The sequence below is a fragment of the Ideonella lacteola genome (assembly GCF_038066555.1).
In the GTDB taxonomy this organism is placed as follows: domain Bacteria; phylum Pseudomonadota; class Gammaproteobacteria; order Burkholderiales; family Burkholderiaceae_C; genus Ideonella; species Ideonella lacteola.
The window spans coordinates 38,948-62,837 of the sequence record NZ_JBBUTG010000022.1 but is presented as its reverse complement, the minus strand read 5'-3'; the positions used below and the strand labels follow the sequence as shown (position 1 = coordinate 62,837).

The window sequence follows — 23,890 nt, the reverse complement described above, 5'->3', positions numbered from 1 at the left end:
GCGGGCGGGCATCATGCGCAGCCATGACGACATCGACCTGCACCGCCCCCCGAATGAACGCACCCGCCGGCCCGCTGGGCCTCTACGCCCGGCCCACCGCCCTTGCCCTGGCGCTCGCCGCTGCATCACTGGCCGCCCAGGCGGCTGAACCGCTGTCGCCTCCGGGCGCGATGGTGCGCCAAGGCGAATGGGGCGGTGACGTCGGCACCTATCTCATTCCGGCGCCCTTCGAGAACAAGCCCGCGCGGCAGTGGCCCATGACCGACTGGGTGGTGCTGATGATCGACCATGCCGCCGGAACGCTGACGGTGCGCCCGCTGGCGGAGAACGAAGCCCGGCAACGCCTGGCGCCGATCGTCCAACAGGTGACGCGGGCTGCCGAGCAGCCCGGCCCCTCGGAGCTGAAAGAGGTCTCCGCTGAAGAGGCCGCCGATCTGTTCGTGCGGACGCCGGGGGTGGCTTGGCAGGCGGGCAGCGTGCCCCTGCACCGCTTCAAGAACGGCACGCCCACGCTCCAGCCTGAATTGGGTTACCGCTTCCAGATGGCGCTGAACGGCCAGCCCTACGCCTTCACCGTGCAGAACGGTTTTCGCACGGCCGATGGCCGCCCGTATGGCTCGGGGGTGCAATTCACTCTCGAAATCGACGGGCAGCGCTATGAATACGATCTGGGCGGATACGGCTGGGAGGTGAGCATCGGTGCCCTGGGCGACTTCGACCATGACGGCAAGCCGGATTTCCTCTTTTACATCGGCGGCAGTAACAGCGGCAACGAGGCCCTGGTGCTGTCGTCGATGGCCAAGCCTGGCAAGAATCCGCCCTCGGCCTACCTGACCGCCGTGGGTTGCTGACACGGCCCCTCGCGCTGATGCCCTGCTGCATCGGCGCCCGTTCCAACCCCTCTTTCATCTGGCCCAGAACAATGCCGCGGTTTGGGCTCGTCTGGCCTGGTCGCCCGAGGTGCTCACTCAAATGACCCGAGGAGCGAGCACCGCGATGCAGACCGGCGAGGCCTGGGCGCCCGATGAAGGGGCCACCCATGCGATGAATGAAACGGTGCGCGGCCTGGGGGACACCTACACCGAAATCACCGCCGACATGATGCGAAGCAGCCTCAACCTGATGGTGCAGACCCAGTCGCTCTGGCTGGGCAGCGCCCGCCATGCGGCGGCCGCCCTCGCCGGCGCTTGGCGCTTGGCGCTTGGCGCTTGGGCGCGAGCTCAGTGGGCCTGCGAAGAACGCCGCGTAAGATGAATCACAGCGCCACACAGCTTCTTCGGCGCAATAGAAAGACCCCCAGAACCATGCAATGTCACTTCAAATCCTTGGCGGCCGAAATGCAGAAACGTCGCGTGCCCACCCTCAAGCTCAGATCGAGCGTCGCCGCCGTAGCCATCTTGGCCGGGTCTACTGGCGCGATGTCCGCTCCACCCTCGTATCGCATTGAGCCCGTCGGGAAGAGTGGCGGAATTCAATCGCAGGTCATCGTGAGCATCACCGACCAAGGCCACATCCTGGGGTGTGGCAAGAAGCTGAAGTCTGACAAGAGAGTCAACTACCTGAAGCTGAGCGGGGGCAAGGCCGAGCCGCTGCAGGAGACTGGTGTCTACTGCGGCATCGGCCAGGCCAACGACGCCGGCGAAGTCATCTCCAATAGCTACCAAGTGCCCTTCAGCGGGGTCCAGGCCGCACTCTGGACAAGCGACGGTGTTCCTCATGATCTTCGAGATCTGGCAGGGTGCGACCCTGGATCGGGAAGTGCCAGCGTAGGCGGCTTGAATCAGGCTGGCCAAGCGGCTTTCGTTGTGGACTGTCGGTTCAACGGGCAGGACAAGGAGACGGGAGTCCTTTGGCGGGGTGGTTCCCGAACCTTTCTCGAGGGGGCCTATCCGTACGTGAATGACATCAACAGCCAAGGCGATGTGATAGGTTCCGCTGTGCAGCCTGACGGCAAGCGAAACGTAGTTCTTTGGAAGGCAGATGGCAGCGCCCAGGTCTTCTTGCCGCCAGGTGGCGGGGACTCGTACGCCATCTCCCTGAACGACGCGGGCCAAATCCTCGCCAAGGTGGCCCCCACGGGCGGCCAATTCGCTGGAGTTGTTTTCGACGGTGGCGCCATGCGCTCCTTGCCGGCATGCGGCCGACATGCCGTCGAGCCGGTAGAGATCACCAATGATGGGCTGATCGCCGTGACCTACGGTGGTTCTCGAGAATATGCGCACACGGGTCTGGTTCAAGACAACCAGTGCTATCCATTGGAGAGCCTTCTCGACGCTTCTGGGGCGGACTGGACAGGGCTATTGGTCACCGCGATGAACAACCTCGGTGTACTTTCCGGTTTTGGCTACTACAAGGGTTTGAAGCGCAATTGGGTGGCTACGCCTGTCGCACGTTAGCCTTGCTTGTCCCCCGGCGAGCGGCGGTGGCCGGCGTCACGGCCGTCGATCTGGCGTGCGCCCGTACCTTGCAGCAGCAAGCCGACGCCTCAACGCAGACCACCGACTACAGCCAACGCAGCGGCCTCCGGCGCCAGCGCCCTGCCGCACCACCGCCGACCGACCGGTACTTTCGCTATCGCGCCGCCGCCGAGGTCTCACCGAGTAAGGTTCAGCGAACGGTCGCGGCGTCAAAACGCAAGGCCAGCAGACGAACGCCCTCCTCCAGGCATTCGCGCAACCCGACATCCAGGCTGTCCTTGCGCGCGCTGTTGTGTTCGATCTCGGGTGTGTAGGCGCTGGGTGTTTTGCCGCGTTCGATCATCACCCGGCTCACCAGCGTGCCCACACCAGACACGCTGGCGCTCGAGCCGCCCAGCGCCCGGCGCACGTTGACCGCGTCCACCACCTCGCCGGTGTTCGCGTCGACGATCGAGATGTCCAGCCCGATCGTGTCGGAGCTGTTGCCTCGCCCGAGCTGCAGACCGGCGATGTTGATGCCTGTCGACGAGTTGTCGGCACCCGCGTTCACCTCGGTGATCTCGGCCTGGAAGATGTATTCGGCCCCCCGCAGCGGCTGCTGCGCGGACGTTCCGGTGGTTTGGCCGGCCGCGTTCAATTGCTTCTCGGCAACCACGCCGCGGGAGAGCTTCGCTCGCTCGACCACCCGGAACTGGCCCGACTTGAGCAACGCAGTCTTGAACATCTCCGTCGCTCCCCGCGCGGGGAGCTCGGGCAGGCCGCTGCTGACCTCGTAGACGGCCACGGCCACCCGCTGCTCTTGCGTCTTGCGCGGCAGTTTGCGCAGGGCCTGTGAGGTGGCAGATCGGTCTTCCTGCGCGCGATTCGTGGCGCAGCCCCACAGCGCGGGAAGCGCCAGAGCCGCCGCGACCATCAGCGCGCAGCGACGTGAGGCATGGCGATGGGACACCGAAGCGGGTCGTGCATTCATCATGGTCTTTCTTTCGATGAACGGTGCTGATCGCTCAGCACCGTGGAAAACGGCTGGGGATGGCGTTGGCGGCGCTGGTGCCAGATGCCGCCTTGCGCGTCGACCACCCAGGGGTCGCCGCGGCTGTCGACCGCCAGGGCCTGCCCATAGCCGCCGGTCGGTGCCCAGCCTTGGCGGGTCCACTGCAGCACTTCCTGGCCACCGGGCTGGGTGCTGGCGCCGCAGCTCAGGATCCACACATGGGCGCCCCGCGCCGCGATGGCGCGCGCGCAGCCGGGCACCGTCTGCCAACGGCCGGCGCTGAGCCGCTGGATCGTGCCCTGCGTGTCGACGATCCACGGTTCGTCTCCCAAGGCCACCTGTGCGGCGGCGATCGGCAGCTCGCTCCATCCGGTCACGCGGCAGGGCGTGGCGCCTCGCCCCACCACGTCGCACTGCAAGCGTCCGTAGGCCGCCACATTCCCGTAGGGGCTCACGTGGGGTCGCGTCGTCACGATCCACACGCTGTCCGGCCCGGCGGCGATCGATGTCGCCGAGAAATCGACCCGCACCCACGAGACAGTACCGGCCGCTGTGGGTTTGTCGAACACGCCGCCGGTGCTGGCGAAGACCTGGCCCTGCGGCCCGATGGCCCACACGCCTTGCGAATCGGGCCCGCCGATGGCCACGGCGCTGGCCTGGCCGCCCATCGGGACGAACCGCCCCGGGGATGACCCGGCTGCCTCGTACCTGAACAGATCTCGCACGGCGCTGGCTCGAGGCTCGCACCCGGTCACGATGACCTGGTCGGCCGTACCGGCGGCGATGTTTCGCGCGCAGCCAGGTAGCCGCTCCCACGCCCCCGCCACGCCCAGCTCGCCCGCTGGGGACACCGGCGCGGCGCTGCGCGCACTCAGCGAATGCCCGGTGGATTGCGCCGGGGCGATGCCGGTCGACAGCAGCATGGCCACCGCCACGGCGGCCCGCGAGATGGAAGGCACAGCTGCCAGCTTCATAGCGGCGCCTTGACGTGTCGGTACGACGTGCTGCTCTTCAGATCGGCGCCTTCCTCCCGGTAGGGCAGCCCATCCGCAGCGCCGATCCACACCTTCAGCGCCACCGCAGCTCCGCCCGGGCCCTTGACCGTGAGGCGATAGACCTCGGCAGCAACGCCGTCGACGGCGTCGGCGCCGTCGCGCTCACAGCTCTGCATCAGGCGCTGGTGTGTCAGCGCACCCTGGCGCAGGTCTTGAAGGGACAACGGCGACGCGGCCCAGGGTTCGTTGCCCATTCGCTGAAACAGCTTGCCGTCGACCTTGATGATCTCGAGGCTCGTGTTGGCGAAGCGCTTGCTCTGGTGAAAGGCAGGCGCGTCCAGCAGTTTCATGTTGGCCTGGGTGATGCCCTTGGCGCAGGCCGTTTCCAGCGCCTGCGCCGGGGACGTCAGGCCCAACGCCAGCACGATGGCCAGCGGGATGACCGGAACGATGGCCGGGGCCGGGGCCACGGCCAGCGGCGCTCGCCCGGCGCGGTGATTGGAGAGCGTGTTCTTCACAAAGCGTCCTTCCGTGTTGTCAGGGGTACGACCGCACCAACGCAGCCTCGTCGCCAAAGCGGACATCGCAGTCGCCCATCCGCTGAATGCGTGGGCCATGTCCGCCTGGACGCGCCGATTTCGTTGGCGCTTGGACCATGAAGGCTTTTCCTCGCGACACGTCCCGGCTGGCTTGCGCCGCAGGTGTTCTGACCTCTGTTCTGTGTGTACAGATCCTGTCCTGGGCCTGGCTGCTGAGCAGGCCGGACTGGGTGGCGCCCTGGCAGGACGCGATCGGGGCCCACGCGGTGCTGGCGCTGTTCAGCTTGCTGTGGGGCCTGCCACTGGGCTGGCTGTTGGGCGTGCCCTTGCTTCGCCGCAGCCGGCGCTGGGGACGCGGGCGTCTGGTGGGGCTCGGTGCGGCCGGCGCGGGCCTGGGTTTGCTGGGCGGCGCGGGCCTGTGGTGCGGGTTGCTGCGCTTCAGCCACGCCGGGCCGGCTGTCATGGGGGCGCTGGCACTGGCGGGTGCGGCCGGTGCCTGGACCGCTGGCGTGGTCGAGGCCCGCTTGGCACGCCGCGCCTCAAGCAGCACATCAAGCCGCTCATCACACAGCGGCGCTGCGGGGAGCTGATGTCCGGATTCGTGGGGCGCTTGCGTTGGCGTGGGCAGCAGTCATCCAAAGGCCGTCCTCATGACCTTGTCTCCACGAACACCGCCCCGGCGCACTGGCGCCGTTGTCTTGACACTGTTGTGCCTCCCGCCACTGGGGGCACAGGTGCTGCCACCAGCGCCCCGGGCCTCGGGCCCCATCGCGTGGGGCGCCTCCGTGGCCGCGCCGGGCGCCTTGCCGAGCACGGCGGTGCGGCCCATGGAGGGCAACCGCTCCCCTCTGGGCGCCGCGCTTCAGGCCCCGGGCAGCGTGCAGCGGCCCGGCGGGCAGGCGCGGGCACCCGTGGACCGTGCCCTGGCCCAGAACGCGCAGGCGACTGACACCTGTGCGAATTCGCAAGCCGCGTCGCCACAGATCGCAAAGGCGCTGGGTGGTGAGGATCTGGCCGACATGTATCGCCGCATGTTCGACGTCTCGCCACCGATGCTGCCCGAGGGCAAGACCGACGTGGTGGCCCCCGGCCAACGCCTGATCGTCACGGGGCGCTGCTTCGGTGCTGCGCCGGGGCAGGTCAAGGTGGTGCTGCAAACGCCAGCGAGGGCGCCGGGCCAAAGTGCCGTGGCGGCCGCGGCGCAGGCGCCGGTGATCGTGCCGACGGTGCAGCAGTGGAGCGATGGGCGCATCGAGTTGCTCGTGCCGAATGACGTGCGCGGCGTGGCCCCCGGCCCGGCTGCGCTGGTGGTCGTGCGGGCGGACGGGCGCACCAGCCCGGCGCTCGGTGTGAGCTTCTACCCCCTGTGGGAATGGGGGCCGTTGGCCGCCGAGTTCAAGGTGCTCGCCTGTGCCGAGCCACACGCCACGGCGGCGTCGCGTTGCGACGTGCAGGAACAGCCCGTCTTCAAGGGCGCGCGTCTGCAAGACCGCGGCGGCGCCTTTCTCGCCCGTCTCAGCCGCCATGTCGGCGTCCAGCTTCGCGCCATCCACTTTCAGGATGGTGAGTGGCCCCAGCCCCCGGACCACCGGGCAGACGGCGTCGATCGTTTCGGCGTCACCCTGCCGGCCTGGACGGCGGCCTGGGTGTCGCAGGATGCCGATGAGGTCGACGTTCGCCCATGGACCGGCAATGCGGTGGAAGGCCGGCCCGAGGAGCAAGGCCTTCGCGAGCTGTTCGTGCGCCCGCTCGCTGGCGAGCGCCGGTGGAGCAGCACCTCGGATCATGTGATCGAGGTGCCGTGGGCCGCTCCGGGCGCCGGGCGCTGGCGCATGTACGAGTTGAAGATCATGGGCATCTGGCCGGCGGGCCTGGGCAGCAAGCCCGGTAGCCCGTTGGCCAACCGTGCCGCCGCGCGCAGTGCCGCGGCTGATCTGTCACCACCGGCGATCACGGCACCTCGGCAGGGCACCCCTCGGGCAGGTGACTTCGGCACCCCACGAGGGCTCAGCGCGCCGCAAGGCTTGACCGGGCCGGGCGCGGCGGACGCCGTGCGTCTTGAAGACCGCGCCACCCCGTTGAAGACCGCGCCGGAAGGCGTCACGACGCAGGTGCTTCGCAGCGGCAGTGCCGGGCCCGCCCAGGCCGTCTGGGCCGGGCTCGCGCGCAGCCAGCCCCAACCCATCCCTGCCCTCGCCCTCCCCCTCGCCTCCAACGACGCGAACGCGACCCTGCGGCGCAGCATCGAGAACTCCGGGTCGGTGGCGAAGGATCTGCTGCGCGAGAGCCGCGGGCCGACGGTGATTCAACGCTGCAATGGAGTCGACTACGCCGTGCGGGGCGCCGACAGATCGGCGCTGACCGGCCCCCGCGTGGCGAACCTGAGGCAAAGCCACATCGGCCCCGGCGGCGCGGTGGTGCTCAACGGCCAGTGTTTCGGCGCCGCGCCGGGCCGCGTTCGCCTGATCGGCAACTTCCCGGGCGGCCAGTTGATGTTGACCACACCGGTCTGGCGGCACGACGTGGTCTACGCGGAGATCCCCGCGGCCACGGGCGTGGCCAGCCACCCGGTGGTGGTGCAACTGCTGGACGCCCACGGCACGCTGTCCAACGAAATGCCGGGCACATGGGAAGCGCCGCCGCCGCCCGCCCCGGCGATGCAAAGCATCGAAGTCGATTCGGCCAAGGTCTGGGATGTCGAGCAGTGCGATCTCAGTGCGCCTGCCGATGGCCTGTGCCAAGGCAGCCGGCGCATCGAGCACTTCGGCCCCGGCGATGCGATGGGCTTGTTCGGTGGCAGGCTGTGGCTCTCTTCGTTGCCGGCATCGGCACTCGGCGCGCTGCACCAGCGGGTCGACCTGGACCAGGCGGTGTCCGCGTTCCAGGGGCGCGATGTCTATCGGCTGCGGGCCCCTTCGGGCTGCACCGTGGAGAAGACGTTCTGGAGCAGCGGCGATCACGGCCCGCCCTCCACCTTCAAGGCCACCCATCCCGATGCGCGCACCGCCGTGGTGGATTGGCGCGCCGACTACTGCGTCAAGACCGGCCGTGCGCTCGATTTCGACTGGAGCTGCATGAGCACCTATTCGAGCCGCAAGACGGTGCTCAGCTGCCCGGCGGGCACCGTGCTGCCGTGAGGGGCCGCGCGCCTGCCCCCCCAATCGCCCGGCCACTCTCCCTTCCACGATGTCCCTCTGCACCCGTACGCCGATGAACCACATCCTCGCCATGCTTTCGATCACCGGTGTGCTGCTCGCCGGCTGCCAAGACCGAAACCCTCCCGCCGCCGTCGGCCCTGGTGGCGAGATACCCGCCGCCGCCAGCCACGCCACCAATGCCTGCGCGCGCCTCAGCGACGCGCAGGCGGCGCAAGTGCTGTCGCTACCGGCTGTGAAGTCGCACCCGGAAAACGCTGAGGCCTGCCATTGGGACAGCGGCCAACCCGACACGCCCTTCCCGATCCTCAACCTGAGTGTGAACGCCTATGGCGACGAGGCCAGCGCCGCCAAGCTTTTCGCGGCCACCTCCGGCATGCAAAGCAAGCTGAGCCGAGACGTCAACGCCGCGCTCGGCGAAAAGGCGGGTGAAAGGGTGCCCGGAAAGGGCCGAGCCCCTGCCGGCCTGGGCGATGAGGCCTGGCTGCAGCTCGATGACGTGGCGGGGGCCGACACCGCGCTGCTCGTCGTTCGCCACGCGGCGGTGGTCTACACCCTGGGTGTCGCGGGCATCGGCTCGACGCAGGGCCTGGCCGATCGCCTGGAAGCCGCGGGCCGCGCGGTGGTGAGCCGGCCTTGACCCTCTTCTTTCTACCGGCCGTGATGGCTTCAACGCTCAACCTCTCACTGACACGACCATGAAACTGACCCCTTCATTTGCTTTGAAAGGCATCTCCTGCCACCTGGGCATGCTGCTGGCCCTGATGGCCCACCCGGCGATCGCTCAGAACCAGGCGCCGAGCGCCGCACCTCGTCCGCCGATCGGCTGGGGCAACGTGGGTGCCCCCACCCTGCCGGCCAACAACGCTGCAGCGCCGGCCTCGCCTTGGCAAAGCGCTTCGCCCCTGACCGACCGTGCGGCCAGCCGATTGCCCGGTGCCGCGTCGCCGACGTCGGCGTTTGAACGCGCCCGCGCCGAGCACGCCAAGCGCCAACTCGACTACGCGATCCACGATGGCAGCGCGATGGCCATTCCGCTGGCCAACCTGCAATCCCTGGTCGGGCATTGGCAATCCAGGGCATCGGCGGTCAACACGCAGGCCCAGCAGGCGCTGGAGCGCGAGCGCGGCGAAATGGCGCGCCTGGGCCCGCAGGCGCCGCTCGTTCATGGCGTGGCCCGCGACCTGCCGCGCCTCGATCGATCACCCACGGCCGCGAGTTTCGATTGGCGCGCCGCCGGCATCGTGACCCCGGTGGATGCGGCGGGCCAAGGCAACTGCGGCAGTTGCTGGGCATTCGCCGCTGCTGCGGCACTCGAGGCCAGCCACCGCATGCGCAACGGCAAATCCTCGAGCCTCGACATCTCCGAACAGGAGCTGCTGGACTGCACCGTCGCCTCGTGCAACGGCGGCAACTCCGGCATCGTGTTTGAACGGGCGCTGCTCGATGGCTTCGTCGCAGCCAGTGACTACCCCGGCTATATGGCGGTCAAGGCGCCCAATTGCCAGCGGCGAGACAGCGTGGGCGTGCACGTGTTCCATGCCGCGGCGTGGGGCTATGTCGATCAGCGCAACCCCCTGCCCAGTGTCGACCAGCTCAAGCGTGCCCTCGTCGAGCACGGCCCGCTGGCTGTGGCGCTGTACGCCGGCAATCTCTTTCAGGCCTACGGCCCGGACTTTGGCAGTGGCAGCAGTGACGTCTTCAAGTACGGCCTGATGGTGGGCGAGGTGTTTGTCGAGCCCGCGGGCGACGAGAACGGGAAAGTCCAAGACGCCTACTTCGCGCTGGACAGTGCCGGGCGGCTGCACGCCACCTTCGAGGCCGGCAAGGCCACCCGGCCAGACGCCCTGATGCGCACGCCGCTGGCGGTGAACCATGCCGTCACGCTGATCGGCTGGGACGACCGCCGCGGCGCCTGGCTGGTGAAGAACTCCTGGGGCCGGGTGTGGGGCACGCGGGCCGGCGGCGCCGAGGCAGGCTACGCCTGGGTCAAGTACGGCGAAGGCAACATCGGCGCGTATGCCATGTGGGTCCACGCGGGTGTCGATGGCTGGCAATCTCCGCGCGAGCGCGCCACGCAGCCGGGCGCCCTCACCGGTACCGCCCCGGCTCAGCCGCAGGCGCGACCGGGGGTCGGCACCCAGGTTCTGACCTCACCCGCGGTGGTGACGGCCCCTGCCGGCGCGGCATCGGCAGCGCTGCTGCCGCGCGCCACCCAGCGGCTGGACCGCGGGCTGGGGCTGGGCCGCTGAAGCAGGGCTGGAGCGCCTTCCGCCAGCGGGGCGCTCACAGCCCGACGTAGAGCCGGTCTCTCACCGTGGGGCTGGTCGGTGCGTCATACCGGCGGCTGGCTTCCAGAGCCTGGTCCCGCAGCTGTTCGGCGGCTTGGGTGTCGCCGAGCCGCGCCAGCACCGCAGCGCGAACGCGCCACAGGTAGGGCTCCATGCGGACATCCCGAAAGCCGTTTAGTCCCGACCAGGTCTGCAAGGCCTGCTCGCTGAGGCGGCTGGCCGTGGCCGCATCGGCCTGTTCAAGCGCGACACGGGCCCATCCCGCCTGGGCCAGCGCCACATGGCTCCACCGCTTGTCTGCGGAATCGGCCAACACGCGTTCGAACTGGGCGCGCGCGGCGTCGGGCTCGCCTTGTTCAAGCAGGAAACGGCCCCAACGCTCGCGCATGGCCGCCACGGGCTGGCTATCGGCCGGCGCGTTGGCTTCGAAATCAGCCAAGGCCTGCTTGAAGGCCTTGCGGGCCTCGGCGCTGCGACCGGCACGGGCGTAGGCATCGCCGAGGCGCAAGCGGACGCGGCGCAGCGTGAAGTCCTGCGGCGAGTGAACCAACCAGCTGCGTTCGACCGCCTCCAGCAGCGGGATGGCCAACAGGGGCTGGCCTTCGGCGGCATAGCGCTCGGCGCGATCCTCGCGCACGTTTTGCGCCTCGGGATCGTGGTCCGATTCCGGCGGAAGGTTCTTCAGCACCTGGTCGAACAACTGCTGAGCGTGCTCTCTCGCCCCACCCAGGTGGGCCACACGGGCGCGCTTGCCGGCGGGCGACCAGGCGCTGCGTGCCTGCTCACCGCTGGTGCGACGAGCAATCTCGGCCGACTTCGCATACTCGGCCTCTGCGTTGGAAAGGTCGCCGATGCTCATCAGCGCCACCGCCACGTTGCCGTACAGCGTCTGCAGTTCGGCGTCATTGCGATCCGGCAGACGCTCGGCCAATGCGATTGCGCGTCGGTTCAGGGCGATCGACGCCTCAAAACGATTCTGGTGGCTGGACTCGGTGGCCATCTCGGCCAGCGTGGTCACGTGGCCGCGATCCATGGGCGCGAACCGCTCGAAGATGTCCAGCGCCTTCTGCAGCGCCTGCCCGCGCTCGGCCTCGGCCTTCGGCACATCGCGCAAACAGATGGACCGCGCCAACCACCAATGCCCGCGCAGATCGCTCTCGTTGCGCCCGGCTTGAGTGATGGGAGCGTCGACCTCGTCGAGCAGTTGGCGGCACGTGGCGAAATCGGCCCTCGCCATCGCTTGCGTGGCCGCTTCGAGCTGCCCGTTCAGTACGTTCTCATGCAGCGGCCCGTAGATCGCTCGCGCCAGGTCGATCTGGCGGTTCTGCAGCGTCTCGTACGCCTCGTTCTCCCCGAGTTCGCGGTAGATGTCCGCCGCCGTGCGCAGCAGTTCGATCTGAATCTCGGGGTCGTCCTGGAAGCGAGGCTCGATGCGAGGGGCACTGATGTCCAGCAACGCCTTGGCCGTGATCTGCCCGCGCGGGGTGTCCGAGGCCACGCGCGGATCACTGGCTTTGAACACGTCGAGCAGAAAGTCCTTCACCGCCTCGGCGCGCCGGGCCTGGGCCTGGGCCCTCTGGCCTTGCCACACCACACCCACGACGCCCGCCACGAGACTGGCCGCGAGCAGGCCCGAAAACGCAACACTGACACGGTGGCGCCGAATGAACTTGGCCAGGCGCATCGGCACGGTGATGCGCCTGGCCTCGATCGGCTCGTTGCGAAGATGGCGGCCGAGATCGGCGGCAAAGGCGGCCACCGAGGCGTAGCGATCCGCCGGTTGCGTCTGCAAGCCTTTGCTGAGAATGGCATCCAGGTCGCCGACCAAGGCGCGGCGAAGCTGTGCTGGCGTGCGGCCCACCGTCTGTGCCTGCGCTGCCGTGGCTTTCGTGGATGCCAGCGGCGGGTCGCCGCGCTCTGCGACGCTGCCGGTGCGCAAGCGCGGACGCGAAGCCTCGGCCTCGAACGGCGGGGCTCCGGCGAGCAGCTCGAACAGCATCGCCGCCAGCGCGTAGATGTCGGTCGCCACCGTCACCTGGCCGCCCGCGAGCTGCTCAGGCGCGGCATAGGCCGGCGTGGCCAATCGATGATCTGCACGGGTGAGCGGCGATGCCGCATCGTCGCCCTCGTGCAGCATCTTGGCGATGCCGAAGTCGAGCAGGCGCACCTCGCCATCGTCCCTGACCAGCACATTGGCTGGCTTCAGATCTCGGTGGGCGATGAGTTTGCCGTGCGCGTGCTCTACCGCCGCTGCCACCTGCATGAAGAGCACCAGGCGCTCGCTGATGCCCAGCCGCTTGTCCTGTGCCCAGCGTGTGATGGGCAGCCCCTCGACCGCTTCCAGCGCCAGATAGGGCTGGCCCGACGCCGACAGCCCGGCATCGTAGAAACGCGCGATGTGCGGATGGGTCAGGCTGGCCAAGATGTCGCGTTCGCGCAGGAAACGCTCTCGAACCGCACCGGCCAGCAGGTGGGCGTGCGGCAACTTGAGCGCCACTTCGCGCTGGTAGGCGCCGTCGACACGGCGCGCCAGCCACACCTCACCCATACCGCCGCGCCCGAGCACTCGAAGCAGTTCGTAAGGCCCGACCTGCATGCCCGGATGCAGGTCGGCCACATCGCCTTCTTCCGGCGGCGCCTTCAAGCTCGGGCCCGAGAGGAACTCGGGCGCGGCGGCTGCCGATGCCCATCCCGCCACGACCTGGCCGAGCGCAGCGCGCAGGTCTGAGAACTCAGGATCCAGGTCGGCCAGCCACCGGGCTCGCTGTTCGGGTGGCAAGGCCTGGGCCTCGTCGAGCAACCGAGAAAAGGTGGGCCAACGCTCAGGGGGGCAAGGCAGAGGCTTCATGGGCGGCACGCTGTGGTCATCGGAGGGCCAACGTCAAAGCGCCGGCAAAGCGGACACGGCGACGACGAACTCGTCCGCTTCACTCCAGCATCGTCCGCAGGATCCCGCGGGCCTTGTCCCAATCGCGCCGCACGGTCCGGTCGGTGAGCCCGAGCACCTCGGCAATTTCTGCGTCGGTCATGCCGGCGTAGTAGCGCATCTCGACGACGCGGGCCAATCGAGGCTCGACCTGTTCCAGCGACCTGAGCGCTTCGTCCAACTGCAAGGGCTCGTCGGCGGCCACGAGGGCGTCGCCCGCCGCGGTATCCAGGGTCACGCGCTGCAGGTCACCGCCGCGGCGGTCGGCAGCGCGCTCGCGCACCAGATCGACGATCACCGAGCGCATCACCCGGGAGGCGTAGGCGAAGAAGTGGTTGCGGCTGGGAAACGTGAGACGCCCGGCGCGATCCGACAGCTTCAGGTAGCTCTCGTGCACCAAGGCCGTGGTGTTGAGCTGTGTCATCGCCCCGGCGGCGTGCAAGCGCGCGTGGGCGAGCTTCTTGAGCTCCGAAAAGGTTTCGGCCCAGAGCTCGTCGCCCAATGAAGTCGAGACGTCAGGGTGCTTCATCTCATCGATGATCGCATGGGGCTGTGTCCCCACCGGCCCCTGCGGGCCGGTGGCGACGGCATCGGAAACCCGCAGCATCACGGCAGGTGTCGTCAAGGTCGCTTTCCTGAATGCCTTCGCTCCGGACGGGTGACACACTGGGGCTCGCAGTATCAGCAGTGTTGGGACGAGATCATGAGCACGGCGGTGATCGTGGGCGCAGGCGGTGTGAGCCTGATCGCGGGCGCGTTTTCTTTCATGGCCGTCTTTGCCTACCTGTCGGCGCGCTTTGACTACCCACGCATCCTCGACGGATCGGCCAGCGAAGTGCTGCCGCGCCTGATCGAGGGTGGCCCGCCACTGCGCCGGGCTTGGGCCATCTACTCGGTGCTGCCGCTGTTGCTGATCCCCGGCGCCGTGGGCTGCGCAGCCGCCCTGCCCGCCAGCCCGGCGCTGGCGATGCTGGCCACGGCCATGGCCTGTGTGGCCGCATTGGCGATGTGCCTGGGCCTGATGCGCTGGCCCAGCATGCATTGGGCGCTGGCCCAGGCCCACATGGGGATCGAAGACGATTCCGACATGGCACTGGAGGCCCTGTTTCGGGGCTTCAACCTCTACCTCGGCACCTATGTCGGCGAGTTCCTGGGGGAGGTGTGTCTGGCGGCCTTCTTCGCGCTGATCGGTGCCGGCATGCTGGCGGAGCCGCGCTTCCCTGCCTGGATAGGCTGGGCGGGCATGGCCTTCGGAGGCCTGTTCGTCGTGGGGGCGTTGCGCCACGTCACCGGCCGCGTTCAGCCGGTCGCCGACGTCAACAACGGCCTGCTGCCGGTGTGGATGATCGTGCTGGGTCTGTCCTTGCTGCTCTTCTGACTTCATGGACCTGAGCGCACGGCGCTGAACGCCCTGGGTCGCACGCCACGCTGCACGCCACCCATCAATTTGCGAATCATTCTCATTACAATGGCACTTCGACCCTGAGCCAGCCTCAGCCAGCCCGCGGGTGTTCGATTCTTGAACCACGCAACAAGGAGCTGGCGCGATGGGCGCTCACCTTTCCGGGCACGATGCCCCCCTGCCGATGCCGCCATCGCAGGCCCTGTCTGCGGCAGCCCCACCCCTGGCAGGCCCCCTCGACCCGCCGCCCCGTTCACCGACAGCGACGCCGCGGCGCCAGGCTGCAGCACGCCTCAACTGGCGCGCCTGGTTCACCCGGCTGCATCGCTGGTTCGGCCTGGGCACCGCCCTCTTCCTTTTCATCGCTGGCCTGACCGGCGCGATCATCTCGTGGGACCACGAACTGGACGAGTGGCTCAACCCGCACCTGTTCGAGGCCCGCACCGCCGGCACGCCCTTGCCGGTGGCCGAACTCGTGGCCCGCGTCGAGCAGGCCGAGCCCCAGGTGCGCATCACCTACCACCCCCTCTCCGTCGAGCCGGGGCACGCCTTCGGCGTCTTCGTCGCGCCGCGCATCAACCCCGCCACCGGCACGCCGTTTGACGTCGGCTTCAATCAGCTGGCTGTCGACCCGGTCAACGGTCAAGTTCAGGGCCGCCGCATGTGGGGCGCGGTCTCGCTGGACCGTGAGAACCTGCTGCCCTTTCTCTACAAGCTGCACTACACGATGCACCTGCCCGAGGGCGGCGGCATCGAGTGGGGCATCTGGCTGATGGGGCTGGTGGGCATCGTCTGGGTGTTCGATACCCTGATCGCGCTGTCCATCTCCTTTCCGAATCCGCGCCAATGGGCACGGTCGCTGGCGTTTCGGTGGCGCGCCGGCGGCCACCGCCTGGTGTTCGACCTGCACCGCTCGGGTGGCGTGTGGCTTTTCGCGCTGGTGCTGATGCTGGCGATCACCTCGGTGGCGATGAACCTCAACACCCAGGTGGTTCGTCCGGTCGTCTCGTGGTTCTCGACACTCACGCCATCGCCCTTCGACACGCGAGCACCTGCGCCGGCCCATGCGCCGGTCGAACCGCAGGTGTCGTCGGCCGAGATCGTGGCCAAGGCGCAGAAGGAAGCCATTCAGCGCGGCTGGACGGCCCCCGCTGGCGCCGTCTTTTTCTCACCCGAGTTCGGCGTGTGGGGCGTGGGCTTCTTCGAGCCAGGCCGAGACCACGGCGACGGCGGCCTGGGCAACCCCTGGCTCTACTTCGATGCACGCACCGGAGAGCCCGCAGGCGCGCAGGTGCCCGGCGAAGGCAGCGCGGGCGACATCTTTTTGCAAAGCATGTTCCCGCTGCACTCGGGCCGCATCCTCGGCCTTCCCGGCCGGATCCTGATCTCGGTGCTGGGCCTGGTGATCGCCGGCTTCAGCGCCACCGGTGTCTACCTGTGGTGGCGCAAGCGTGTGGCCCGAGCGGCCGTGGCGCGCGCCACGGTGGGTCTGGCGCAAACAACCGCGTCAACGACCGCGTGAGTGATCGCGCTGGTGCCTCGCCTCACTGCCCGGCCGGCGGCTGCCACAGCTCCACCTTGTGGCCCTCGGGATCGATGACCCAACCGAACTTGCCATATTCGGAGTCGTCGGTCTTGTCCAGCACCTGGCAGCCTTCGGCGCGCAGCGCCTTCAGCAAGGCATCGAGGTCGTCGACGCGGTAGTTCACCATGAAAGCGGCCGAGCTGGGCGCAAACGCGTCGCCATCGGCCCCGCCGATGGACCAGACTGTCGTGCCACCCACCGGCCGACCGTCCGCATCAGCCCAGCTGAAGGCTGTGCCGCCCCAGGCCTGTACATCGATGCCCAAATGGCGCTGGTACCAGGCCCGCAGCGCGACCGGATCTTTCGCCTTGAAGAAGATGCCGCCAATGCCGGTGACTCGCTTCATGGGGTGTTGCTCCTCAAGTGGTGGCCCGCGGGATTCTGCCCAGAGGCCGAGAATTTTTCGGTGGCGCCGGGGCGTTCAGGGGTTCAAAACGGGCATCGGCGAAAGACTCTCAGCCGCTCAGGGATCGATGAAGGTCCACGTGTCGGCCCCATCGAACCGCCTGACCCGCACCGCCGCGATGAGCGCCGGATCGAAGTTGCCCAGGTTCACGCCATGCTTGCAGCCTGCGGTGGGCTCCAGCGGCTCCCAGTGGGTGACACAACCGCAGGTGGTGCAATGGATGGAGCGCAGCGTCTTGTCGCCCCAGATGTACGCCGCGGTCGACTCCGGGTGACCCGATATCTTCACCGAACCGTACTCGAAATACACCCACGGGCCCCCGATGCGCCGGCACAGCGAACAGTTGCACGCCGTCGCGACCTCGGGGGTGGAAGGCAGGGTCAAGCGCACGGCGCCACAGTGGCAGGATCCTTCATGCATCGGCAGGCTCCACAGACAAAGGCGACCGACTGTGCCACGAAAGCCCGCACTGTGGCCAACCAAGACGCCTGGCGTTGATCGCTGGCGACGAGTGCGCGAACGATCAAGCGGAGGCTGGACGGCGAAGGCTTCTGCGGGTGTGAAAGCAGCCAGGCGGCCCGTGCGCGAGCCCGCGCAACCGCGGACTACTTCTTCGTCACCGCATCACCGGCCCAGAGCTCGTCCAGATGCGGGAAGCCCCAGGTCTTGGGATCTTCGCGCGCGACGATCTTGTCCGGGCCGCGCGAGAGGTCGATCAGTTGCGGCGTGATAGGCATGTTGGACTTGGTCGAGAAGAAGGCCTTGACGATCGGTGCGACGAGGCTGGTTTCATGCTGCGCCGTCACCACCGCCAGCCGGCCGGACTGCAGCCGCACCAGCGAACCGATCGGGTAGATGCCCAGGCTCTTGACGAAGGCCTTGAAGATGTCCGGGTCGAAGTGGCCTTTCCACGAGGCCATGGCAGCGATCGATGCGGCCGGATCCCAGCCGGCCTTGTAGGGCCGGTTCGAGGTGATGGCGTCGTACACGTCGCACACCGCCCCCATGCGGGCGGCGGTGGTGAGGGCCTCGTCGGACAGCCCGTGCGGGTAGCCCGCCCCGTCGACTCGCTCATGGTGATGCAGACACACATCCAGCACCAGCTCGCCGGCCCCCTTGCCCTCGATGAGCATCTCGTGTCCGCGGACCGGGTGGGTCTTGATCAGCTCAAACTCTTCGGTGGTGAGCTTGCCGGGCTTGTTCAGAACATCGATGGGGATGGCCGCCTTGCCCAGGTCGTGCATCATGCCGGCGAGGCCGGCTTCGCGGCAGGCGTCTTCCGACAGCCCCAGCTCGCGGCCCAGCGCCACCATCAAGGCGCAGACCGCCATCGAGTGCATGTAGGTGTAGTCGTCCTGCGTCTTCAGGCGTGCCAGGCTGACCAGCGCGCCCGGATTGCGAAACACCGAGTTCGCGATGTCATTGACCAGGGGCAGGCACTGCTCGGTATCGACCGCCCGGCCCAGCCGGGCCTCGCCGAACATCGATTGAACCTTGTCACGCCCCTGGCGGCACAAGGCCGCCGCCTGGCGCAGCTCTTCTTCCATCGAGCGGGAAGGCTCGGGCGGTGGGCGCGGCGACGTCGGCCGGGGCATGGCCGACGACAGCACCGGCGCCGGTGCTGTCGCGCTGAAGGTGACCGGCGGCGCCACCACCGCGTCTTCGGTGATCACCGGGGCGACATCCAGCCCTTTGCTCACGTCGATCCACACGCCATCGAGGCCGCTGGCGCGCAACTTCGCCAGATCCTGCGGATCTTTCAGGACGAAGCGGGTCTTCCAAAAAGGATGATCGAGCCAGTTGCCCTCCAGCGCATGCAAGTACATGCCGACCCGAACCTCGTTGACCGAGATCTTCTTGAGCATCCAGCCCCTTCGCCCGCTGCAAAGGCCGCGATGCGGCCCACGAACCGATGAACATGGCCTCCTCACGGAGACCGCAGCCCCGAAGATCGCACATTTCTGACCCCTTGGGGCGAACCGGAACCCGGGATGAACCCCTTTCCGCCACGGCAATTGTGCGAACCTCCCGTCACCTCTCTGTCATTTTCCCCAAAGGTCACCCTGGCGGCATTCACGCCTGCCAGACGCCGTAGCCCGCTTCCCGCAGGCCGATGGCCAGCTCGACCTCCATCTCGCGGGCGGCCTCGTAGGGCATGGGGTTGTAGACCTCGTACAGCTCGGGCAGCAACCGCAGCCCGTATTCGCGCACGAAGCGATTCGACTGGATCCCGGCCTTGTGGCGATCGAAACGCCAATCCGGGTCGAGCCCCGTCATGCCGACATACACCAGCGGCCGCCCCAGCACGTAGCCGGGGTTGGCTCGGCGGAACGCTGGCACGTTCCAGACGCGGTCGGACAGCTCGACCACATAGACATGGTGGTGGTGGGCGGATCGACGGGCCGTCATGGCGGCCCGTATTCTCGGCCGAGGCCCGACGCCTGAAGGCGCCCGGCCTCGGGCGCTCACTTCAGGCGCTCACGCCAGACATTCAAGCCGGGCCGACGCGGACGATCTTCGCCACCGAGGGCACGCCCGACGAATTGATCGCGAACAGCATGTAGAAGCCCGGGGGCGCCACATGGCCCGACGCGGGCAGGGTGACCTGCAGGTTCTTGCCCTTCTGGGTGAAACTCAGGTCGGTGAACCGCTGCTCATTGCTGAAGGCGTGGGTCACCGCGCCAAAGCGCACCAGCGTCACGCGAGACACGGCCTTTTTGTCGGCCATCGCGACCGCCACGCTCTGGCCCCAGGTGCCGGCACTCGGCGCCGTTTCGATCACAGGCCGCGCCGCCGACTTGCCGGTGCCATCGGTCTTGTAGAGGTACGGTGGGAAGTAGATCTCGGCGTTCATGTTCACCACCGGCCCCGGGGCGCCGCCGGCGCCGGTCAGCACCGTGCCGTCAGGCATCAGCATCGAGACGCTGTGGTAAAGCCGCGGCTTGGTCGCGATGGCCGCGGTCGTCCAGCTGCCGGTGGCGGGGTCCCAGGTCTCCGAGTCGTAGCGGGCGCCAACCAGGTCATTGCCGGTCGATGAGCCGCCATTGGCCCACACCTTGCCATCGGCCAGGATGGTGGCGTTGCCAAAGCGGCGGTCCGCCGACAACGGGGCCGTGGGCGTGACGACCGGTGGATCCTGGTTGATATCGACCACCACCGCTTTCGCATCGGCGCGGACCGAGAGGATCTTGCCGGGCTGATACATCGCCGCCGGCAGGTTGTAGGCGCCCGTCGGCAACACGCCGGGCACCTTGGCCACGCTGCCGTTGCCGGTGAGATCGAGGCCGAAGAATTCGCCCTTGGGGGTGAAGATCAGCACCTTGCCCTGCGGCGCCCACCAGGCCCGCGGGTAGTTCCAAGCCTGCACCTTCGAGCCGTAGGCCCAGTCGTTGGTGGCGCCGGTGAGCGTGCGCCAGCCTGCGGCGGTGCTGAACACCTCGGGGGTGCTGGCATAGGTGTCGTCGGTGGGCGGCGTCTGCGCGTCGCCTTCGTACAGGCGATCGATGCGGCCGCCGATCACCGCCTGCTCGCCGGTGGGCGTGGTGATCAAGGTGGCATACCAGCGTTGATAGGCCATCGACTGGGCCTGCTTGGTGAGCTGGTTGTCGGCCGGGGTGAAGAGGTTGACGTCGTTGTTGGCGTAGTTGCGCTTGCCATTGACGATGCGGTCTCCGCCCACCAGCAGCACGTTGCCGTTGGGCAGCAACGCCTGACCGGCGCAGAAAATATCGGTGCCGGTTGTGTTCGACAGCAGCAACTTCGATTCGGCGCCCGTGCCGAGCGATGGGTCCCACACCGCGTAGTGCAGCAGAGCGCCCTGGTTGCCATCAGGCTTGCTGCCGTAGCTGAGCACCCGGCCATCGGGCAGCAAGATGGTGTGCAACGGGATCAGCGGCCAGCTGAAGGCTTCGCCGAACACGCCTTTGAGGTGCGCATCCGCCGGGCCGGTGGGCACGGTGATCGCCTGGGGGCCGACGGCCAGGGCCGCGCGGCGCTCACCCGTTGCTTGTTCGGCAGAGGGCTTGCCCGGCCCGGGCCCGTAATCCACCAGCGCATTGGGCGTGGCAGCCATGGGCAGGTCTTCAAGCGCCAGAGCGTCGGGCTCGCTTTGGTGCGAGCCGCCGCAGCTGGCCATGGCGGCAACTGCCAGCAGGTGGAACGCCAGTCGGCCGGCGCGGCTGGCGCGGCCTTTCAGGGGGGCAATGGAAGAAGCGGTGGAGCGGGTCATGAGGGTCGGGACGGCGGAAACAGTGATGGGCCTGCACGGAGGTTGCCCGAGCACGACAGCGCGCGCTTTGTCGAGGGTCAATGCTTGTTCGCGCGAGGCGCTGCGGGCATGCTATGCGGGCCGGGGTCGCCCACTGAACCCCTAGGCGAACATGTCGTCTTCGTCGCCTCGAATCCGTCTGTACAGATCACCTGGGCGTGAACGGATGCGGCAACGGATGCGACTCTTGTCTCACGCCAGACCATCATCGATGACGCAATCAGTTCAAAATGAGGTGCTCGCGAAGGAGGTAGCACTTGCCAGTTGATTCCAATGCGTCTCCCGCCGCCGCACCCGCGGCGGCCGAACGGCGCCAGGCACCGCGCAAACCCCTTCGCACCGCCGCCACCCTCATCATCGGAGGCTATCGCCTCCCGGGCCGCACCGTCGACATCAGCCAGCAAGGCCTGTGTGTGACGGCCGACCGCAATCTTCCTTCCGGCACCGATTGCGATGTCGAGTTCACGTTGATGGAAAACGGACGCAGCCACCGCATGCTGCTCAAGGCCAAAGTGGTGCACGGCGTGCTGAGCCGCCAGGATGGCTTCAAGATCGGCTTGATGCTCACCCAGGTGAATTCCACCGCCCAGCAGGCGATCGACCAGTTCATGAAGGGCGCCTGAGCGGCGCAACGCGGGCCTTCTGCCCCTTCTGCCCCTCCCGACACCCGTACCCCACCCCGTACCGGGTACCGCCCCCGACTGGGGCCACTGGCCCCCCTCGGCATCGCGGCTCCTCGCCGCACACCGCCAGACGTCCCCGCGCGCCCTGCCTGCGCATCGGCGCGACCTCCCCAGGCAACCACCCACGGCGCCGCCATCGCGGCCAGATTGCGCCCCATCTCGCCCCCACGGCGACCACCTTCAGCCACCCCCGGGCTACGCTGGGTTACAGCTTCGTGCGCCGCAGGCATGCATGCCGACTTCAGCCCCGCCACAATCTGATGTAAACGTTTTCTAGCCGGCAGTGCCCCCGCAGGCTCGGCCGGTCGATGGCCTGACCCCACCGTTCGCAGGACCCGCCCGATGCCCGCCACCTCTGCCTCCAGTCCCCGGCCGCCTCTTTTCCTCACAGCGGCGCGCACCGGCGTCGCTCTGGCTGCCATCTTTGCCGGCATCGCGCCAGGCGACGTGGCCGCGACCACCGCGCCCGCCGTGGCGCTGAACGTGCGGGTTCAGGGGCTCGCCCTGGGTGAACAACTGGTGCTGCGCCACGAAACGGCGCGTCTCACTGCCACGCTGAACGAGCCGTATCGCTTCGAACCGCAGGTGCCCGCGGGCAGCCCGCTGGACCTGCGCATCAGCCGCCAGCCCGACAGCCAAACCTGCCGGGTGTCCGAAGGGGCGCCCCCGGTGGTGCCGGCCGATGGTCGGCCCATCTTCGTTCGCTGCGTCACCCGGCCGGCGGCCCATCTCGTGATGGCCGACACCTTGCCGAACGATCCGCTCGTGGTGCGCTTTGCGCCGCAAGACCGGGCCTACCCCGGGCTGCCCTACGAGAGCCGGCCTGGCCTGGCAGGTGGCATCTTTCCATACGAGTTCCGGCTGGCCGGCCTCACCCGCGACGGCGCACCGGTCGACACCCGCGATGTCGAACTCGACTTCCGCACCGGCGCCATCCGCTTCACGCCCGCCGAGGCCGGCAACTACGAGCTGACGCTCGACATGCGCGACAGCGGTCGAACCCCCAAGCGGCTGCGGCAGACCTTTGCCATCCGGGTGAAGAAGGCGAACCACCTCTTTGTGGCGCCGAACGGTGTCGACGCCGCGGGGCGCGGCAGCCTGCAGGCCCCTTTCCAGACGATCGCCTACGCCCAAAGCCAAAGCGGGCCGCATCAAGTGCTCATGCTGCGCCAGGGCCGCTACGGCGCGACGGGCATCGTGCTGGGCGACGAACGCGCCAAACAGATCGTGGCCTACCCCGACGAGGTGGTGACGCTCGATCTCGCCCGCAGCAGCAGCCTGGACATCCGCTCAGACCAACTGCCCATGCCGCGGGTGGAAGGCGTGGACATCACCGGCGTGCTGCAGTACGGCATCAATGTCGACCCCGCGCGGGCCGGCGCGGTGATCCGCCACGTGCGGTTCCTGGACGGGCTCGAGGGGCCTACCCAATCTGAAAACCCGGGCTTCATCCACACCTGGGGCGATCTGGAGCCGCGCCACAAACTGCTGGTGCAGGACAACGACTTCGGCCGTTACGTGGGTGCGGCCTACGCGACCACCTTCTTCGACGCCTTCGATTCGATCATCGAGAACAACCAGGTGCGCCTGGGGGCCGATGTCAACGGCGGCTTTCACGACAAAGACAACTCGCAGTTCAACGTCTACCGCCGCAACTACATCGAAGCGCCGCCCGAGTCGCCCCACCACGGCGTGCAGGTCTCGGCGCAAGGCGGATCGAAGGGTGTCCACATCCACCACAACCTGCTGCTCCACGCCAACATCCTGCTGGGCACGCAATGCGTGCAGGACACCTGCTCGATGCGCAACCACGACGTCCACCACAACACCTTGGCCGAGTCGCACATGGAGCAGGCCTGGGGCGTCTTCAACCCGGGCAGCCGCGGCTCGAGGGTGAGCTTCAACATCATTTCTTCCGGCGCGCAGGCGCCGTACTGGGGCTTGTCGTGCCAGCGAGTGCCCGACAGCTTTGCCACCGCGATGACGACATCGGCCAACCTGATCGAGACGACCAGCGCCTGGGCTCACAACGACATCGAGTGCTCCGGCAACGACATGGGCTGGTCCGTCTGGCAAGACGTCTACGGGCGAGACACCTTCGCTTCGGGCAGCACCGTCGAGGCGACCAGCGCACTGGTCGGCGCGGGCCCGCTGACGGGCTTGCCCGCGGGCGACGCCCGGCGTGGGCAGCGTGGGCATCAATGGCGTTGACGCCGTGAAGGCCTCGGTGTCC

21 protein-coding genes are annotated in these 23,890 nt (G+C 68.2%); 11 read left to right on the top strand and 10 right to left on the bottom strand.

Annotated elements, in window-relative coordinates; genetic code table 11:
* Window positions 1-53 precede the first annotated feature (53 nt).
* The 3 genes from AACH06_RS23895 (at window position 54) to AACH06_RS23885 (ending at window position 2,396) form a co-directional block, all read left to right on the top strand.
* The gene (locus tag AACH06_RS23895) at window positions 54-851 is read left to right on the top strand and encodes a hypothetical protein (protein ID WP_341428305.1); all 798 of its coding nucleotides are present in this window, start codon (window positions 54-56) and stop codon (window positions 849-851) included.
* A 121-nt stretch (window positions 852-972) separates the two neighbouring features.
* Window positions 973-1,254 (top strand): hypothetical protein, encoded by a 282-nt coding sequence (locus AACH06_RS23890; RefSeq protein WP_341428304.1) that lies wholly within the window; start codon window positions 973-975, stop codon window positions 1,252-1,254.
* Window positions 1,251-2,396 carry a hypothetical protein gene (locus tag AACH06_RS23885; protein ID WP_341428303.1) on the top strand — a complete coding sequence of 382 codons (1,146 nt, stop codon included), beginning with the start codon at window positions 1,251-1,253 and terminating at the stop codon, window positions 2,394-2,396. The genes AACH06_RS23890 and AACH06_RS23885 overlap by 4 nt, the downstream gene beginning before the upstream one ends.
* A gap of 211 nt (window positions 2,397-2,607) precedes the next feature.
* Here the strand turns inward: AACH06_RS23885 and AACH06_RS23880 are convergent, their stop codons facing one another.
* From AACH06_RS23880 to AACH06_RS23870, 3 genes are read right to left on the bottom strand one after another with little or no spacing between them, the layout of a single operon-like run.
* On the bottom strand, window positions 2,608-3,387 hold the full coding sequence (locus AACH06_RS23880; protein WP_341428302.1) for a CsgG/HfaB family protein: 780 nt from the start codon (window positions 3,385-3,387) through the stop codon (window positions 2,608-2,610).
* The gene (locus tag AACH06_RS23875) at window positions 3,387-4,382 is read right to left on the bottom strand and encodes a hypothetical protein (RefSeq protein ID WP_341428301.1); all 996 of its coding nucleotides are present in this window, start codon (window positions 4,380-4,382) and stop codon (window positions 3,387-3,389) included. Before AACH06_RS23875 ends, AACH06_RS23880 begins: the two co-directional genes overlap by 1 nt.
* The gene (locus AACH06_RS23870) at window positions 4,379-4,921 is read right to left on the bottom strand and encodes a hypothetical protein (protein ID WP_341428300.1); all 543 of its coding nucleotides are present in this window, start codon (window positions 4,919-4,921) and stop codon (window positions 4,379-4,381) included. Before AACH06_RS23870 ends, AACH06_RS23875 begins: the two co-directional genes overlap by 4 nt.
* Before the next feature lie 137 nt (window positions 4,922-5,058).
* On the opposite strand from AACH06_RS23870, the gene AACH06_RS23865 reads away from it, so the two are divergent.
* The 4 genes from AACH06_RS23865 to AACH06_RS23850 all read left to right on the top strand — a co-directional run bounded on the left by AACH06_RS23865 (window position 5,059) and on the right by AACH06_RS23850 (window position 10,349).
* Window positions 5,059-5,532, top strand: a complete 474-nt coding sequence (locus AACH06_RS23865) for a hypothetical protein (protein WP_341428299.1) — start codon at window positions 5,059-5,061, stop codon at window positions 5,530-5,532.
* A 108-nt stretch (window positions 5,533-5,640) separates the two neighbouring features.
* Complete coding sequence (locus tag AACH06_RS23860; protein WP_341428298.1) at window positions 5,641-8,079, top strand: hypothetical protein; 2,439 nt, start codon at window positions 5,641-5,643, stop codon at window positions 8,077-8,079.
* Window positions 8,080-8,170: 91 nt separating this feature from the next.
* Entirely contained in the window at window positions 8,171-8,737 is a 567-nt protein-coding gene (locus tag AACH06_RS23855) for a hypothetical protein (RefSeq protein WP_341428297.1), read from the top strand.
* A gap of 58 nt (window positions 8,738-8,795) precedes the next feature.
* A complete protein-coding gene (locus AACH06_RS23850; protein ID WP_341428296.1) occupies window positions 8,796-10,349 on the top strand; it encodes a C1 family peptidase in 1,554 nt (517 codons plus the stop codon).
* Between the two features lie 34 nt (window positions 10,350-10,383).
* Here AACH06_RS23850 and AACH06_RS23845 read toward each other — a convergent pair whose 3' ends face one another.
* Both AACH06_RS23845 and AACH06_RS23840 read right to left on the bottom strand, forming a co-directional pair.
* Complete coding sequence (locus tag AACH06_RS23845) at window positions 10,384-13,236, bottom strand: protein kinase domain-containing protein (RefSeq protein ID WP_341428295.1); 2,853 nt, start codon at window positions 13,234-13,236, stop codon at window positions 10,384-10,386.
* 79 nt (window positions 13,237-13,315) lie between these two features.
* Window positions 13,316-13,939, bottom strand: a complete 624-nt coding sequence (locus tag AACH06_RS23840) for an ECF-type sigma factor (RefSeq protein ID WP_341428294.1) — start codon at window positions 13,937-13,939, stop codon at window positions 13,316-13,318.
* Between the two features lie 78 nt (window positions 13,940-14,017).
* On the opposite strand from AACH06_RS23840, the gene AACH06_RS23835 reads away from it, so the two are divergent.
* Both AACH06_RS23835 and AACH06_RS23830 read left to right on the top strand, forming a co-directional pair.
* Window positions 14,018-14,692, top strand: coding sequence for a DUF4386 family protein (locus AACH06_RS23835; protein ID WP_341428293.1), 675 nt, complete (start codon window positions 14,018-14,020; stop codon window positions 14,690-14,692).
* 169 nt (window positions 14,693-14,861) lie between these two features.
* Window positions 14,862-16,238 carry a PepSY-associated TM helix domain-containing protein gene (locus AACH06_RS23830; RefSeq protein ID WP_341428292.1) on the top strand — a complete coding sequence of 459 codons (1,377 nt, stop codon included), beginning with the start codon at window positions 14,862-14,864 and terminating at the stop codon, window positions 16,236-16,238.
* A 22-nt stretch (window positions 16,239-16,260) separates the two neighbouring features.
* On the opposite strand, the gene AACH06_RS23825 is transcribed toward AACH06_RS23830, so the two are convergent.
* The 5 genes from AACH06_RS23825 to AACH06_RS23805 form a co-directional block, all read right to left on the bottom strand.
* Complete coding sequence (locus tag AACH06_RS23825; RefSeq protein ID WP_341428291.1) at window positions 16,261-16,647, bottom strand: VOC family protein; 387 nt, start codon at window positions 16,645-16,647, stop codon at window positions 16,261-16,263.
* A 117-nt stretch (window positions 16,648-16,764) separates the two neighbouring features.
* Complete coding sequence (locus AACH06_RS23820; RefSeq protein WP_341428290.1) at window positions 16,765-17,127, bottom strand: GFA family protein; 363 nt, start codon at window positions 17,125-17,127, stop codon at window positions 16,765-16,767.
* A gap of 185 nt (window positions 17,128-17,312) precedes the next feature.
* The gene (locus tag AACH06_RS23815; protein WP_341428289.1) at window positions 17,313-18,572 is read right to left on the bottom strand and encodes a cyclic di-GMP phosphodiesterase; all 1,260 of its coding nucleotides are present in this window, start codon (window positions 18,570-18,572) and stop codon (window positions 17,313-17,315) included.
* A 208-nt stretch (window positions 18,573-18,780) separates the two neighbouring features.
* The gene (locus AACH06_RS23810) at window positions 18,781-19,116 is read right to left on the bottom strand and encodes a hypothetical protein (protein WP_341428288.1); all 336 of its coding nucleotides are present in this window, start codon (window positions 19,114-19,116) and stop codon (window positions 18,781-18,783) included.
* A gap of 82 nt (window positions 19,117-19,198) precedes the next feature.
* Window positions 19,199-20,935, bottom strand: coding sequence for a galactose oxidase-like domain-containing protein (locus AACH06_RS23805; protein WP_341428287.1), 1,737 nt, complete (start codon window positions 20,933-20,935; stop codon window positions 19,199-19,201).
* A gap of 296 nt (window positions 20,936-21,231) precedes the next feature.
* Here AACH06_RS23805 and AACH06_RS23800 point away from each other — a divergent pair, with 296 nt between their 5' ends.
* Together AACH06_RS23800 and AACH06_RS23795 are read left to right on the top strand one after the other, a co-directional pair.
* A complete protein-coding gene (locus tag AACH06_RS23800) occupies window positions 21,232-21,597 on the top strand; it encodes a PilZ domain-containing protein (RefSeq protein ID WP_341428286.1) in 366 nt (121 codons plus the stop codon).
* Between the two features lie 402 nt (window positions 21,598-21,999).
* Entirely contained in the window at window positions 22,000-23,868 is a 1,869-nt protein-coding gene (locus AACH06_RS23795) for a hypothetical protein (RefSeq protein WP_341428285.1), read from the top strand.
* Window positions 23,869-23,890 lie beyond the last annotated feature (22 nt).